This is a genomic window from Streptosporangium jomthongense (genome assembly GCF_042650425.1).
Classification (GTDB): domain Bacteria; phylum Actinomycetota; class Actinomycetes; order Streptosporangiales; family Streptosporangiaceae; genus Streptosporangium.
In genome coordinates, this window is record NZ_JBHSBC010000001.1 from 99006 (window position 1) to 113683 (window position 14678).

Genomic DNA, 14678 nt, shown 5'->3' on the forward strand with positions numbered 1-14678 from the left:
TTTCATTTACTTAGACCCTGCTGGATGCCGCGGCCGCGACAGACATAGGGTGGCATTTCTTCGGGAGCCGCGCAATGGTGTTTACGGTAGCCCGAAAACACTTTCCGAAGCTTCCTTATTAATTTCGCTCAGGCGCGGGCGATCGGTGGCGCTCTCGACTTGGCGAAGGCACAGAAAGCGCTTACCGAACTCTTTAATGTCCACTTCTGGCCAAGGGGCGAGACCGCTCTCCCGGGTTACCTTCGAGGCGCTCCCCCGAACGGTCTCGCCGGCCCCCTCCGTGAAAGGGCGCCCCCATGTCCTTCAAGCGCTTCGCCGTCACCGCCGCGGCTGCGGTGCTCGCCGCCCCGCCGATGGCCGTTGCGGCCGCTTTCTCCGATCCTCTGCCGGAGTTCGTCTGCGCGACGGCGAGGTGGTGGGACGGCGGCAGCCTGACCTGGTCCGGGAGGCCGACGCCGTTCCTGGACGCCAATGGCTGTGACGGGCCCGGACCGGTCAACGGGCCCGCTCGGATCGCGGTCACGTCTTGGGGCTATGTCTTCGTCTGCCGTGTGACGATGGCCGGAGTAGGGCAGCCCAATGTGACGGGCTATGACTGCGAATTCGCCGGCTAGCCGGGAGTCTCGCCCGGCGCGGCCCCCTGCCCGGCCTTCCTCATCATCCTCATCGCCCCTGTGAGGGGCCGGCGCCCCGCCTCCAGCATGGAGGCGGGGGCGCTGTCGCTTGCGGTCGTCGACGTCGCGGAGCAGACTGAGGGGGCTCATCATCCTCAGAGGGGTCGCAGCAAGAACACCGGAACCGGCGACTCCCCGACCTTGCCTCATCACCCTTGTGAGGGTTCGCGACATGTAAGGCCAGACGCCGCCGTTCTGGTACTCGCCTCATCACCCCGTGAGGGGTCACAGCGCGCAGACGCCGTTCACGTCCCGTGCGGGACGCCGTGTCCTCATCGCCCCCACGAGGGGTCGCAACACGTCCGAGCAGGAGCCGTCTGTGGCCTGCAGCGAGACTTCCTCACATGAGGACACCCGGTCCTTCTGGACGGAGGCGTTCCCGGCTTGGCGAAGGCGCGGAAAGCGCTTGCCTCGTTCTTCCTGGTGCGTATCGTCCGCTTAGGAAAGTTTCTTACTGGAAGTGCCATTTACCTTCGGAACCGGAGGAAGCGCACATGAGAAGAAACCGGGTTACGGCCGCGTCCGCCACCGCCCTGCTCACCGCCTCCCTGCTGGTGGGCTCCGCATCCCCCGCCCACGCCACCCTGACAGGCTGCACCGCGTGGCACTCGGGTAACACCGCCTACAGCCAGTGCACGGGCGGCACGGGCCGGCAGGCGATCCACGCCGAGGGCCTGCACGTAAACCCCCAGGTGGGGTACATCTACCGCGATGGCGACCCAGTAGGGGTGGGCGAGATCTCGTCCGCGTACATCTCGGGCACCCTCCTCGGCTACAGGATCATCCTGCTCGACTGACGCGGCACTGAACGGCATGACGGCGCCCCCGCCTCCACGGAGGACGGGGGCGCACCGTTCGTCAGGCCACGGGCGCGGTCACCACATGCCGACATCCTTGGCACAGCCGCAGGAGCCTGGAACGTCGTTCGAGAGTTCCGGAGCGTCCAGGGCGGGCAACGGGACGGGACCGGTCAGCGCGGAGGCGTCCAGCCGCGACAGAGTCTCGGTGCCGGGGTCGGCTTTCTTGTAAGCGGCAGGGAGGGCGGCGGCGTGCGCACGCGACGCGGCGTCGGCCCGCTCGCCGTCGAACTCTCCGTTCGCGTCCAGTTCCCAGGCGTGGGTGCGCATCGGCATCGTGATCCGCTCATACGGCTGTCCGCGGTTGGTCCTTGACGAAGACGTCCGGCTCATGGGGTGAGTGGTGGGGCTCCCGCCCAGTTCGGCAGTGGTTCGCATCTGCTTGCCCACTCCGGAGGGAGGAAACCGGTGGTGCCCGAAGCCGCGACGATGCCGCCGACGATGGCGCAGGTGGTGTCGACGTCGCCGCCGGCTGTCGCGGTGGTCCACATGGCCGCTTCGAAGTCACGACGTTCGCGGGCCGCCACCCAGAGCGTGAAGGGAACCGTGTCGTGGGCGCTGACCTGTCGCCCGTTCCCCAGGGTCTGAGCGGCGAGCACGGGATCACCGATGGTGAGGAGCCTGCGGGCTTCGTCGATGCCTTCCCGGACCAGGCTCGCGGGCACGTGTTCCCTGACCCTGTCGAGAAACCGCCCTGGGGAGAGGTCGGGTTCCCTGACCACCGTCGCCGAAGCCACGGCTACGGCGACGGCTCCGGCCACCGCTTCCGGGTGTGTGTGGGTGACCTGCGCCGACAGGGCCGCCTGTCGGACGACCTCCGCGAGGTCATCGGCGAGCCAGGCACCGAGCGGTGCCACTCGCATCGCGGCGCCGTTGCCCCATGAGCCCTTGCCGTCGAACAACTCAGCCGAAAGCGCCCGCCAGTCGCCGCCTTCACGGACAAGGCGAAGCATCCGGTTGGTGGCCGGGCCGTACCCGCGGTCGAAATCGTGACGGGCCGCGAAGCTCGCGGCGAGCCTGTCCTGGTCGGCGACACCGTGATCAGCCAGGACGCGGTAGATGGAGCACGCCATCTCGGTGTCGTCGGTCCACTGCCACGGGTCGGGCGGAAGCAGACGGCCGGAGAGAGCGTGACGACTGGCCGGAACGAAGAACTGGGAACCGAAGGCGTCGCCGAGGGCCAGTCCGTGCAGAGAGGCCGTGGCGCGCGCGAAGGGAGTGGATGGCATCCCCTTCATTGTGAGGGGTGACAGGCCGGATGTGTCCGACCGTGGGAGCGCCTGCGAACCGCCTTCGGCACTCCCCAGGAGGGTTCGGCCACCTCGTCCCGGCTGACGATGCGGTTGGCGTACCGACCGGAACCTCCGGCCCATGCGGCTGCCTGCGGCCGGAGGATCCTCGGTGACCTCACGCCGTACGGCGGTGATCAACCGCAACGGTGGCGGTTGCCTGCGGTGCGGTACGGTCTGCTCCGGCCCGTAACGATCATGGTGAAACGTGAGGAAGGAGTCGTCATGGACGATGACCGGCTGCCGGACGAGGTCGTGTTGGATATGGTCGCCCGGCGGTTGACCGAGGCCACGGACAAGCCCTGGCACGTCACGGACGGCATGGTCAGAGGGTCCGGCTCGGTCGCCGTCGTGCTCGGCGAGGATCACACCGGCAGTCCCGGCCACCTTGACCTTGATTTCGTTCTCAACGTCGACCGGCCGGACGACACCACGATCAGCGACTGCGTCGCGGGGTACGGCGGCACCACCGAGGAGGCCGTGGATCGTGCGATCCAGCTCTGGCTGGGCACCACCGGCAGCGCCCTCTTCGAACTTCTCAGCCAGGACGGCTCCTTCGCCGGGCACTTCGCCGCCGACGCGCCCGACGGGTTCCCCGGCTGGCATGCCATCCACGGCGGTATCACCGGGTGGGGCACGGGCGACGACTTCCTGGCCGTCCAGCACTGGGCGGTGGACAACCCGCTTCTGCCCCGGCTGGCCCCGGTGCTGGGGAGCACGTTCGAGCGTGACCACCTGATCGGCATCAAGGCGTTCTTCGGCGGCGGCAAGGACACCGAGACCACCGAAATCCGGGTCAACGGCGTCCGTCACGAGGCGGCCTCGGAAATGCTGGCCGATCTGGACTGGCCTCGACCGGCCGAAGGTCTGTCCTACGCTCGGACGTTCGTGCTGCTCGTGCACAACGAGACCGGGTGAGAGCGGGACACCGCGGTTCTCGAACGAGAAGGCCGGCGAAACAGGTGGGACGCCCCGGCTTTCCACGCTCGGCCTGCTTCGCCGTACCGTAGATCCTTCGCGCCCGCCGCCACGCCGTACGGCACGGCATCCGCGTCCGGTTCGCCCGCGTCCTCACCGAAACCACATCCCTGGCCGGATGACCCAGGCGGAACCGCTGCGAACACGGCCAGGCCGCGGTTCACGAGGCCTGGCATCCCGAGGCCCTCGCCCGCGTCTCCGGCGGACGGACCCACGTCCTGCCGTGCCCCTCCAGCGTGTCCACGCCCCCGCCGGTGCCCGGTGTTCAGCAGGCCGGGTCGTGGCGGGTCGGGGTGAAGGCGTGGGCGACGAGGGAGCGGAGGGTTTCCAGGTCGCCGTTGGCGAAGCCCGCGGAGCGGGCCTGGATCAGGACGTTGCCGATGGCCGTGGCCTCCACGGGGCCCGCCAGTACCGGCAGGCCCGAGCGGTCGGCCGTACGTTGGCAGAGCAGCGTGTTGAGCGCGCCGCCGCCCACGACGTGGATCGTCTCGACGCCGACGCCCGAGAGGGCCGACGCCGTGCGCACGGCGTTCGCGAACGCCTCGGCCAGGCTTTCGACGATCGAGCGGGCGAACTCCGCACGGCTTCGCGGCGCGGCGACCCCGTGTTCCGCGCACCACCGCGCGATGCGCCCCGGCAGGTCGCCCGGGGCGAGGAAGCGCGGGTCGTTCGCGTCGAACACGGGCACCGCGGTCGTGACCGCGGCCGCCTGCGCGAGAAGCCCGGGCAGGTCGATCGGCGACCCGTCGCGTTCCCACCAGCGCACCGACTCCGACAGCAGCCAGAGCCCCATGACGTTGTGCAGGAAGCGCACCCGGCCGTCGACGCCGCCCTCGTTCGTGAAGTTCGCCTCGCGCGCGGCGTCCGTGGTCACCGGCCGTTCGAGTTCGACGCCGACGAGGCCCCAGGTGCCGCAGGAGATGTAGGCCGCGGCCTCGGGGCGCATCGGCACGGCGACGACCGCCGAGGCCGTGTCGTGCGAGCCGACGGCCACGACCCGCGTCCCGGCGGGAGCGCCGAGTTCCGCGGCGACCTCGGGCCGCAGGCCGCCGAGCGAGGCGCCCGGCGAGACGAGGCGGGGCAGTACGGACGCGTCGAGCCCGAGCCGGTCGGCGAGTTCGCGGTCCCACTCGCCCGTCCTGACCTCCAGCAGTCCGGTCGTCGAGGCGTTGGTGCGCTCGGCGGCCTTCTCGCCCGTGAGCTGGAAGCCGACGAGGTCGGGGATGAGCAGGAGCGAGTCGGCGAGGCCGAGGCATCCGCCGGCCCGTTCGGCCGCGAGCTGGTACACGGTGTTGAAGGGCAGGAACTGCAGGCCGTTGCGGCGGTAGAGCTCCTCGAACGGCACCCGCGCGTGCACCGCCTCGACCGCGGCCTCGTTGCGTTCGTCGCGGTAGTGGAACGGCTCGCCGAGGACGCGGTCGCCGCGCAGCAGCGCGTAGTCGACGGCCCAGGAGTCCACGCCGATCGACGTGACGCCGGGCTCGCGGCGGAAGGCGTCCGCGAGCCCGTGTGTGAGGTCCCGGTACAGGCCGGTGAGGTTCCAGTGCAGGCCCGACGCCAGGCGCACGGGCCCGTTCGGGAACCTCGCGACGTGGTCGAGCCCGAGCGCGCCCGCCGCCTGGTCGACGTGCCCGACGACGACCCGGCCGCTGGTGGCCCCGAGGTCGACCGCGGCGACCGACCCGGCGGTCATCGCAGGAACGCGGTGGCGACCCCCGCGTCGACCGGGATGTGCAGGCCGGTGGTGTGGCCGAGTTCGGGGCCGGTGAGCACGAACACCGCGTTCGCGACGTGTTCCGGCAGCACCTCGCGCTTCAGGATCGTGCGCTGGGCGTAGAACCTGCCCAGGTCCTCCTCGGGGATGCCGTAGGTCTTCGCCCGGTTGGCGCCCCAGCCTGAGGCGAAGATGCCCGAGCCGCGCACGACGCCGTCCGGGTTGACGCCGTTGACCCTGACGCCGTACTCCCCCAGTTCGACCGCGAGCAGACGCACCTGGTGGGCCTGGTCGGCCTTCGCCGCCGAGTAGGCGATGTTGTTCGGGCCGGCGAACACCGAGTTCTTCGAGGAGATGTAGACGATGTCACCGCCGAGTCCCTGCTCGATGAGCACCCGCGCGGCGGCCTTCGACACGAGGAACGAGCCCTTGGCCATGACGTCGTGCTGCAGGTCCCAGTCGGCCTCGGTCGTCTCAAGGAGCGGCTTCGAGAGCGAGAGACCTGCGTTGTTCACCACGAGGTCGAGGCCGCCGAAGGCGAGCACCGCCTCGTCGATCGCGGCCTTCACCTGGGCGGCGTCCGTCACGTTCGCCGACACGCCGATCGCGACGTCCGTGCCGCCGAGTTCGGCCGCGACCGCCCGCGCCTTCTCCAGGTCGAGGTCGGCGACGACGACGCAGGCGCCCTCGGCCGCGAGCCGGGTGGCGACGGCCTTGCCGATGCCGGAGGCCGCGCCGGTGACGAGCGCGACGCGCGTGGCGTGCGTCCTGGGCTTCGGCATCCGCCGCAGCTTGGCCTCCTCAAGCGCCCAGTACTCGATGCGGAACTTCTCCTCGTCGGAGATGGGGGCGTAGGTCGACAGCGCCTCGGCGCCGCGCATCACGTTGATCGCGTTGACGTAGAACTCCCCGGCCACGCGCGCGGTCTGCTTGTCCTTGCCGAAGGAGAACATGCCGACGCCGGGCACGAGCACGATCGCCGGGTCGGCGCCGCGGATCGCGGGAGAGTCCTCGGTCGCGTAGGCGTCGTAGTACGCCTGGTAGTCGGCGCGGTAGCGCTCGTGCAGTTCCCTGAGGCGCGTGATGCTCTCCTCGACGCTCGCCGACGCCGGAAGGTCGAGCACGAGTGGCTTCACCTTCGTGCGCAGGAAGTGGTCGGGGCAGCTCGTGCCGAGCTCCGCGAGCGGCCGCAGCTTCTCTCGGGAGAGGAAGTCGAGCACCGCCTCACCGTCGGTGAAGTGGCCGAGCTGCGGCCTGTCGTGCGACGCGAGGCCGCGGATCGTCGGCGCGAGCGCGGCGGCCTTCGCGCGCCGTTCGGCCTCGGGCAGCGGCTCGTAGCCCGGTACGACCGCGCCGAACGGTTCCGGCCTGCCGTGCTCGGCGATGTACGCCGCGGCGGTGTCGATGATCCAGAGCGAGTTCCGCTCGCTCTCCTCGGAGGTCTCGCCCCACGCGGTGATGCCGTGGCCGCCGAGGACACAGCCGACCGCCTGCGGGTTCTTCGCCTTGATCTCCGCGATGTCGAGGCCGAGCTGGAAACCCGGGCGGCGCCACGGCACCCACACGACCCGGTCCCCGAAGATCCTCTTCGTGAGCTCCTCGCCCGCGGCGGAGGTCGCGACGGCGATGCCCGAGTCCGGGTGCAGGTGGTCGACGTGCGCGGCGTCGACGAGGCCGTGCATGGCCGTGTCGATCGACGGCGCGGCGCCGGCTCCGCCGTACGGCCCGCCAAGGCCGAACAGGCAGTGGTCGAACGCGGCGACCATCTCGTCCTCGCGCTCGACGCCGGGGTACACCTTCACGAGGTCGCGGAGCCGGTCGAGGCGCAGCACCGCGAGTCCGGCCTCGGTGAGGGTGCCGAGGTCACCTCCTGAGCCCTTCACCCAGAGCAGTTCGACGGGCTCGCCCGTGACCGGGTCGGTCTCGGTGCCCTTCGCCGAGGTGTTGCCTCCTGCGTAGTTCGTGTTCTTCGGGTCGGCGCCGAGGCGGTTCGACCGCGCGATGAGGTCGGCGGCTGCCTGGTTCGTCATGAGTGGAGTCCTTCGGTGTGGCGGATGGTGGTCACAGGGCCGTACGGGTTCACGCGCCCCAGCCCGCCTGTGTGCCGCCGACGCGTTCCTCGGCGGTCCCGGCGAGGTAGCCCGACGCGGCGAAGGCCCTCATCGGGTCGGCGGGCAGGCCCCGCGACTCGCGCCACTCCGCGAGGGCCGGGCGCACGTCGGTGTGGAAGGCGTCCATGAGGACGCGGTTGGCCTCCAGCACGTCGCCGCCGCGCTGGGCGGCGGCCAGGGCCGCACGGTCGACCAGCAGGGCGCGCGCGGTCATCTCCTGCACGTTGAGCACCGAGCGGATCTGGCCGGGGATCTTGTCCTCGACGTTGTGGCACTGGTCGAGCATGAACGCGACGTCGGGGTGGTTGAGGCCGCCGCCGCGGATGACCTCGAAGAGGATGCGGAACAGCTGGAACGGGTCGGCCGCGCCGACGATGAGGTCGTCGTCGGCGTAGAAGCGCGAGTTGAAGTCGAAGGAGCCGAGTTTGCCGAGGCGCAGCAGCTGCATGACGATGAACTCGATGTTGGTGCCGGGCGCGTGGTGGCCGGTGTCGAGGCAGACCACGGCCCTGTCGCCGAGCGCGGCGACCTGGACGTAGCTCGTTCCCCAGTCGGGCACGTCGGTGTGGTAGAACGCCGGCTCGAAGAACTTGTACTCAAGCACGAGGCGCTGCCCGTCGCCGAGCCGGTCGTAGATCGTCCTCAACGACTCGTGCAGGCGGTCCTGGCGGCCGCGCAGGTCGGCCTGGCCCGGGTAGTTCGAGCCCTCGGCGAGCCAGATCTTCAGGTCGCGGCTGCCGGTGGCGTGCATGACGTCGATGCACTCGAAGTGGTGGTCGATCGCCTTGCGCCGGATCCTCGGGTCCTCGTGGGTGAGGGCGCCGAACCTGTAGTCGTCGTCCTGGAAGGTGTTCGAGTTGATCGTGCCGAGGGCGACGCCGAGCCCTTCGGCGTGCCGGCGCAGGTCGTCGTAGGAGTCGACCCTGTCCCACGGGATGTGCAGGGCCACGGTCGGCGCGAGGGCCGTGTACGCGTGCACCTGTGCGGCGTCGGCGATCTTCTCGTACGGATCGCGCGGTGTGCCCGGCGTCGAGAAGACCTTGAAGCGGGTACCCGAGTTGCCGAACGCCCAGCTCGGCAACTCGATGGCCTGCCGTTCGAGCTCGGCCAGGATGTCGGGGGAGAGCGTGGTCACGGTCGTCTCTTTCTGCCGGTCGGATGCCGCCGTCGAACGGGCTTCGCGGTGGCGGGGCTTGGCCGAGAGCGTGAAGGGTAGAATTGAAACGTTTCAAACTGTAGTTACAACGACCCGGCGCGGGCAAGTCACGTCGGCCGCGGCGCGCTATCTTCTCGAAGAGTCCCGGCGATCCGGGGCCGGACCGACGCAGCGAGGGAGAACCCATGACGGTGAGCGTCCGCGACGTCGCAGCCGCGGCGTCGGTCTCGGTGGGCACCGTCTCCAATGTCCTGAACCATCCGGACAAGGTCGCCCCGGCGACCGTCGAACGCGTGCTCTCCGCGATCGAGGAACTGGGCTTCGTCCGCAACGACGCGGCCCGGCAGTTACGGGCCGGGAGGAGCCGTTCGATCGGCCTGGTCGTGCTCGACGTGCGCAACCCCTTCTTCACCGAGGTCGCGCGCGGCGCCGAGGATCGGGCCGCCGCGGAGAGCCTGACCGTGCTGCTCGGCAACAGCGGCGCGAACGGCACCCGCGAGGCGGCGTATCTCGATCTCTTCGAGGAGCAGCGGGTTCACGGCCTGCTGATCACGCCGCTCAACGAGGATCTCGCCAGGCTCGAACGGTTGCGCCGCGGCGGCACCCCGGTCGTGCTCGTCGACAGGCAGGCTCCCCCTCGCAGCTTCTCCTCGGTGGCGGTCGACGACGTCGCAGGCGGGTTCCTCGCCGCACGGCACCTGCTTGGGCGGGGCCGCCGCAGGATCGCCTTCGTGGGCGGGCCGCTGGGCATCCGGCAGGTCTCCGACCGTCTTGAGGGCGCCCGCCGCGCCGTCGCCGAGGTCGCGGGCGCCGCGATCGAGGTGGTCCCGACCGGGAGCCTGACCGTGCCGGAGGGCTGTGCCGTCGGCGAGGCCCTGCAGGAGCGCTCCCCCGCCGAGCGCCCCGACGCGGTGTTCGCCGCCAACGACCTGCTCGCGATGGGACTGCTGCAGGCGCTCATGCTGCGGGGAAGGCTCCGGGTTCCCGAGGACATGGCGCTGATCGGGTACGACGACATCGACTTCGCCGCCACGGCGATCGTGCCGTTCTCCTCGATCAGGCAGCCGGCGGCCCTGCTCGGCCGGACGGCGGTCGACCTGCTGCTCCAGGAGGCGTCGGGCCGGGGAACGGAGGAGCCCAGGCAGGTCGTCTTCCGACCCGAACTCGTGGAGCGGGCCTCGACGCGGGCCTGACTCCGTCCCCGCTCCGACGGCGCCACGCGGGCAGGGCACCCGTGGTCACCACCCGAGACGAGTGGTGACCGCGGGCCTCATGACCGGCTCACCGGTCGAGCCCGAGCAGGCGCACCCCCTCCTCGCGCATCTCGACCTTTCGGATCTTGCCGGTGACCGTCATCGGGAACGCGTCGACGACGTGGACGTAGCGCGGGATCTTGTAGTGGGCGAGTTTGCCCGCGCAGAACTCCCTGACGGCCTCGGCGGTCAGGGGGGTACCGCCCTCGCGGATGACGATCCAGGCCATGAGCTCCTCGCCGTACTTCTCGTCGGGCACGCCGATCACCTGCACGTCGGCGATGTCGGGGTGGCGGTAGAGGAACTCCTCGATCTCGCGCGGGTAGACGTTCTCGCCGCCCCTGATGACCATGTCCTTGATCCGGCCGACCACGTTGACGTAGCCGTCGGCGTCCATGGTGGCCAGGTCGCCGGTGTGCATCCAGCGGGCGTCGTCGATGACCTCGGCCGTACGCTCCGGCTCGTTCCAGTAGCCGAGCATCACCGAGTAGCCGCGCGTGCACAGCTCACCCGGCTCGCCGCGCGGCACGGTCAGCCCGCTCTCCGGGCTTGTGATCTTGACTTCGACGTGCGGCATCACCTGTCCGACGGTCTCGGTGCGGCGCTCCAGGCTGTCGTCGAACCTGGTCATGGTCGAGACGGGCGAGGTCTCGGTCATGCCGTAGCAGATGGCGACCTCGGCCATGTTCATCTCGGTGACGACGCGCTTCATCACCTCGACGGGGCAGGGCGAGCCCGCCATGATGCCGGTGCGCAGGCTGGACAGGTCGTACCGCCCCGCGAGGGCGAGTTCGGCGATGAACATGGTCGGCACGCCGTACAGGGAGGTGCATCGTTCCTGCTGTACGGCCCGCAGCGTCGCCTCGGGGTCGAAGCCGGGCGCGGGGATGACCACGCACGCGCCGTGGGAGGTGGCGCCGAGGTTGCCCATCACCATGCCGAAGCAGTGGTAGAAGGGCACCGGCAGGCACACCCTGTCGTGCTCGTCGTAGTGGAGGAGCTCGCCGACGAAGAACCCGTTGTTGAGGATGTTGTGGTGCGAGAGCGTCGCGCCCTTGGGGAAGCCGGTCGTGCCGGAGGTGTACTGGATGTTGATCGCGTCGTCGGCGCCCAGCGAGGCCATGCGCTCGCGCAGCCGCTCCTCGGGGGCGGTCAGCGCCAGCAGCCGGTCCCAGCCGGGGTCGCCGAGGTAGACGACGTCGGTGAACCCGATCTCCTCGACCATCGCGCGGTAGTCGCTGCCCTTGTGCGTGAGCGCGCTGACGAGCAGGCGTAGTCCCGACTGCCTGACGACGTAGTCGAGCTCGTGACTGCGGTAGGCGGGGTTGACGTTGACCAGGATCGCGCCGATCTTCGCGGTGGCGTACTGGACGATCACCCATTCGGCGCAGTTGGGCGCCCAGATGCCGATCCGGTCCCCCTTGGCGATCCCGGAGGCCAGGAGCGCGAGGGCCAGCCGGTTCACGTCGGCGTCGAGCTCGGTGTAGGTCCAGCGGCGACCGGAGGGCACATCGACGAGCGCCTCGCGGTCGCCGAAGCGCCGTACGGTCCGCTCGAAGTTGTCGCCGATGGTCTCGCCCAGCAGCGGGGTCGGCGCCGCCGCGTTCGAGTAGGACTGCATGTCACAACCTCCGGTCGTCGGTGGGTGCGTTGAAGATCATGGTGTGCCCGGACGGCCGGGGGCGCCGGTGCGCGTCGCGTGGGCCACGGCCCGCGGCGTGTCCGGCGCCCGGCGCCTCGGAGACGAAGGGCGGCGTACCGGGGAGGACCGGCCCGGCGGTGGTCCGCGTGATCACGCGCGGCGCCGTCCGGCCGCCGCCCCGGCGAGCGGGTCCGCGCCGCGCGTGATCCGCCACGGTGGTTCTCCTAGGTGAGGTTCTTGAGGGCCTGGTTCTGCCAGGCGGTGTTGGTGGGGAGTTCGGCGGTGGCGCCGACGAACGCCCCGCGGGCCTGGGTGTCGGCCTGGAGGCGGTAGCGCAGCCAGGCGGTCACGTAGCCGAGGAAGGCCCCGCCGGTGTTCTGGATGTCGTTGTGTCCCGCGCCCTTGAGCAGTGCCTTACCCGCTCCGGCGCCCGCCTGGTCGTAGTAGCCCTGCAGGGTCCCGGCCGAGGAGATCAGCCAGTCGTCCGCGCCGCTGAGGAAGAGCACCGGGCAGGTCAGGGCGGCGACGGAGAACTCGTCTCCGGGGCCGGCCATCCACTGCGCGGGCACGGCGATCGGCACGACGGTCTTGATCAGCCCGGCCGACTTGTTGGCCGCGTTGATGGACCCGCCCGCGCCCTGGGAGTGGCCGACGGCGGCGACCTGGGCGGTGTCCAGCTTGCCGTGGAAGACGCTGGCGGGGTCGGTGTTGAGGCCGACGAGGTGCTGGGCGGCGTCGATGATCTCGGCGCCGGTGCCCGTGGTCGTGTCGGTCGAGGCGACCACGGCGAAGCCCCACGAGGCGAGGTGGTTGAGCAGTCCCGGATAGTTGTCGGGGGTGGCCCACGAGCCGTTGCCCCAGGTGACGATCGGATGGACGACGCCGCCCGCGCCCAGGGTCGAGGGGTAGTAGAGCCGGTGGCCGCCCGAGGTGCCGGTGGCGACCGGCCACGGACCCGCCGCCTTGTAGATCGTCTCGATGGTCGAGGCGGCGTTGGCCTCGGCGGTCCACGACAGGAATCCGGCCGACATGAGGCCGAGCGCCCCTGCCCGCAGGGCCTGCCGACGGGTGAAGTTCTCCATGGTCACCTCGTGGATTGTCCGGAGACGCGAACGCCTCCAAGGAGAGGGAAATGCGATCGGTGAGTGGTGTCAAGGAACGAACACGCCCGGTGCCGGTCACGTCCAGGACACGGGCGAGGACATGTGCGCGGACTCAGGTGGGGTCGCGGCGTGAGCCGTACGGCGTGCGCGTGCGTGGTGTCTGTCGGATCTGTTCGGGTACCGCCGTCACCGGCGGTGGGCGGACACCCGGCGCCGGCGGCGGTGCGCCGACGCACGGGCGTCCTGTCGTCCACACTCACGCGCATCCCGGCGTGCCGGAGGCGCGCTGCTGGCGCATGGCGGTCACGTCGCCCGCGACGGCCGTCTGGGCCATCGGGCCGAGGTCGAGCACGACGTCGGTGAAGGCGAGCGACGCCTTGCGCATCACCTGCAGGTCGATCGCCTCGGGACCGAACTGCGGCGAGAACAGCGTCTTGGGCGCGGCGATGGGCGAGATGACGGGCAGCAGGTGCTGGTTGTACGGCGTGCCCTCGCCACCGAAGCTGCAGTGGCGCGGCACCGTGCCGAGGTCTGCCGCCGACAGGCCCTTGAGGATCGCGGTGCGCCTGACGTCCCAGTACTCGATGTGGCCCTTGACCAGCTCGCGCAGCGGCGTGCTCTCGCTGACGGGGACCAGCAGCAGTTCGGTGAGGTTGGGGCTGGCGACGAGCTGCTTGCCCGGCAGGCCGTTCGGCCTGGCGACCGCGTCGTAGCGCTTGGCGCCGAGGTGTTCGAGCACGACGACGGAGGAGACCTTGCCCTGGTCGTACTCGGCGTCGAGCTGGGCGGCGAGCTGGCCCGCGCCGCCCTCACGGACGTTGGGGCCGGTCAGGTGCTGGTAGAGGTGGCCGGTCACGAACGCGAACTGCACGGTGCGCGGGCGGCACTCCACCGGCAGCGACGACAGGTAGCGGGCCATCTCGATCATGGTGAGCGGGCCGTTGTCCCACACCGGGCTCATGCCGTCGGTGTGGCTCTCCACGACGATCTTCTGGGCGTTCCCGCCGGGAAGCGTCGCGAGCAGGGTGCGGGTCGGCGTCGGCGTCCAGGCGGCGTTCACGGTCAGCGCGGCCTGGACCGGCTGCCCGGCGGCCAGCGCGTCCTTGATCTGCTTGCCCTGGTCGGCGCCGACGTACGCGCCCGGCACGCCGTACGGCAGGCCCTCGTAGGGGGCGTACATGTCCTTGATCTGCGCGTGCGGGAGCTGGCTGATCTCGATCACGCCCAGCGCGCCCGCCGCCGCGGCGGCCTTGAGGTCGGCGTCGGCCGCGGCCGGGGCCTCCATCGACTCCGAGCCGAGCAGGTTGATCGTGAGGCCCGGGTCGTACATGGAGTAGCCGAGGGTGGGCGGATAGAACAGCAGGTTGGGCACGTTGGTCCACGGCAGGTCCCGGACCACGATCTTCCCGGCGGCGTTGGCCGCGGTGATGTTCGTCCCCGCCGCCAGGTGGACGAGCGGGGCCGAGACGCCGCCCGATCCGGTCGAGGAGGAGAACGGCACGGGGGCCGCGACCTGCACGGCCGTACCGCCGACGGTCAGGCCGGTGCCGAGGTTGTCCCAGCGGTCGATGGTGTAGGGCAGGGCGGAGAGCTGGATGCCGGGGATGGCCGACATCTCCTCCTCCAGCCAGTCGACGTAGTCGGCGTGCGCGGGCGAACCGGTCGGCCTGGCGCCGAACGTCGCCTGCTTGTCGGCCAGGGCGCTCAGGCGGGCCTCTGAGGCGAACGCCGCGGGGTCGACCCTGACCGGGCAGGTCACGGCGGACGTCTGGGCGATGGCCGGTTGCGCGGGCACGGCCACCAGTGGGAGGAGAAGGGCGAGGAGGGAGAGTCGTCTCACGTGGGGGGGTCCTTCCATTGAATCGTTTCAACACTTGATCCGCGACAGTCCCCCCGACGTG

13 protein-coding genes are annotated in these 14678 nt (G+C 70.5%); 4 read left to right on the forward strand and 9 right to left on the reverse strand.

Going from position 1 to position 14678, the window contains the following annotated elements; translation table 11 throughout:
* Positions 1-296 precede the first annotated feature (296 nt).
* A complete protein-coding gene (locus tag ACFOYY_RS00485) occupies positions 297-614 on the forward strand; it encodes a hypothetical protein (RefSeq protein WP_352010637.1) in 318 nt (105 codons plus the stop codon).
* A gap of 554 nt (positions 615-1168) precedes the next feature.
* Entirely contained in the window at positions 1169-1471 is a 303-nt protein-coding gene (locus ACFOYY_RS00490) for a hypothetical protein (protein WP_352010636.1), read from the forward strand.
* A gap of 78 nt (positions 1472-1549) precedes the next feature.
* Here the strand turns inward: ACFOYY_RS00490 and ACFOYY_RS00495 are convergent, their stop codons facing one another.
* On the reverse strand, positions 1550-1864 hold the full coding sequence (locus ACFOYY_RS00495; protein ID WP_386186746.1) for a hypothetical protein: 315 nt from the start codon (positions 1862-1864) through the stop codon (positions 1550-1552).
* Positions 1861-2769 (reverse strand): ADP-ribosylglycohydrolase family protein, encoded by a 909-nt coding sequence (locus ACFOYY_RS00500; RefSeq protein ID WP_386186749.1) that lies wholly within the window; start codon positions 2767-2769, stop codon positions 1861-1863. The genes ACFOYY_RS00495 and ACFOYY_RS00500 overlap by 4 nt, the downstream gene beginning before the upstream one ends.
* A 276-nt stretch (positions 2770-3045) precedes the next feature.
* Between ACFOYY_RS00500 and ACFOYY_RS00505 the strand changes: the two genes are divergently transcribed.
* Entirely contained in the window at positions 3046-3738 is a 693-nt protein-coding gene (locus ACFOYY_RS00505; protein WP_362773482.1) for a DUF6348 family protein, read from the forward strand.
* 325 nt (positions 3739-4063) lie between these two features.
* Here the strand turns inward: ACFOYY_RS00505 and ACFOYY_RS00510 are convergent, their stop codons facing one another.
* Genes ACFOYY_RS00510 through rhaI form a run of 3 tightly spaced genes read right to left on the reverse strand, consistent with a single transcriptional unit; the run spans position 4064 to position 8758 of the window.
* The gene (locus ACFOYY_RS00510; RefSeq protein ID WP_386186751.1) at positions 4064-5491 is read right to left on the reverse strand and encodes a rhamnulokinase; all 1428 of its coding nucleotides are present in this window, start codon (positions 5489-5491) and stop codon (positions 4064-4066) included.
* Positions 5488-7542 carry a bifunctional aldolase/short-chain dehydrogenase gene (locus ACFOYY_RS00515; RefSeq protein ID WP_352010631.1) on the reverse strand — a complete coding sequence of 685 codons (2055 nt, stop codon included), beginning with the start codon at positions 7540-7542 and terminating at the stop codon, positions 5488-5490. The genes ACFOYY_RS00510 and ACFOYY_RS00515 overlap by 4 nt, the downstream gene beginning before the upstream one ends.
* A 49-nt stretch (positions 7543-7591) precedes the next feature.
* Positions 7592-8758, reverse strand: coding sequence for an L-rhamnose isomerase (gene rhaI / locus ACFOYY_RS00520; RefSeq protein ID WP_386186753.1), 1167 nt, complete (start codon positions 8756-8758; stop codon positions 7592-7594).
* A 206-nt stretch (positions 8759-8964) separates the two neighbouring features.
* On the opposite strand from rhaI, the gene ACFOYY_RS00525 reads away from it, so the two are divergent.
* Positions 8965-9972, forward strand: coding sequence for a LacI family DNA-binding transcriptional regulator (locus tag ACFOYY_RS00525; protein ID WP_386186755.1), 1008 nt, complete (start codon positions 8965-8967; stop codon positions 9970-9972).
* 88 nt (positions 9973-10060) lie between these two features.
* Here ACFOYY_RS00525 and ACFOYY_RS00530 read toward each other — a convergent pair whose 3' ends face one another.
* From ACFOYY_RS00530 to ACFOYY_RS00545, 4 genes are all read right to left on the reverse strand, one after another.
* Positions 10061-11653 carry an AMP-binding protein gene (locus ACFOYY_RS00530; RefSeq protein ID WP_362909060.1) on the reverse strand — a complete coding sequence of 531 codons (1593 nt, stop codon included), beginning with the start codon at positions 11651-11653 and terminating at the stop codon, positions 10061-10063.
* Between the two features lies 1 nt (position 11654).
* The gene (locus ACFOYY_RS00535; RefSeq protein ID WP_386186758.1) at positions 11655-11828 is read right to left on the reverse strand and encodes a hypothetical protein; all 174 of its coding nucleotides are present in this window, start codon (positions 11826-11828) and stop codon (positions 11655-11657) included.
* Between the two features lie 70 nt (positions 11829-11898).
* A complete protein-coding gene (locus tag ACFOYY_RS00540; protein WP_352010738.1) occupies positions 11899-12756 on the reverse strand; it encodes a poly(ethylene terephthalate) hydrolase family protein in 858 nt (285 codons plus the stop codon).
* A gap of 277 nt (positions 12757-13033) precedes the next feature.
* Positions 13034-14617 carry a hypothetical protein gene (locus ACFOYY_RS00545; RefSeq protein WP_386186760.1) on the reverse strand — a complete coding sequence of 528 codons (1584 nt, stop codon included), beginning with the start codon at positions 14615-14617 and terminating at the stop codon, positions 13034-13036.
* Positions 14618-14678 lie beyond the last annotated feature (61 nt).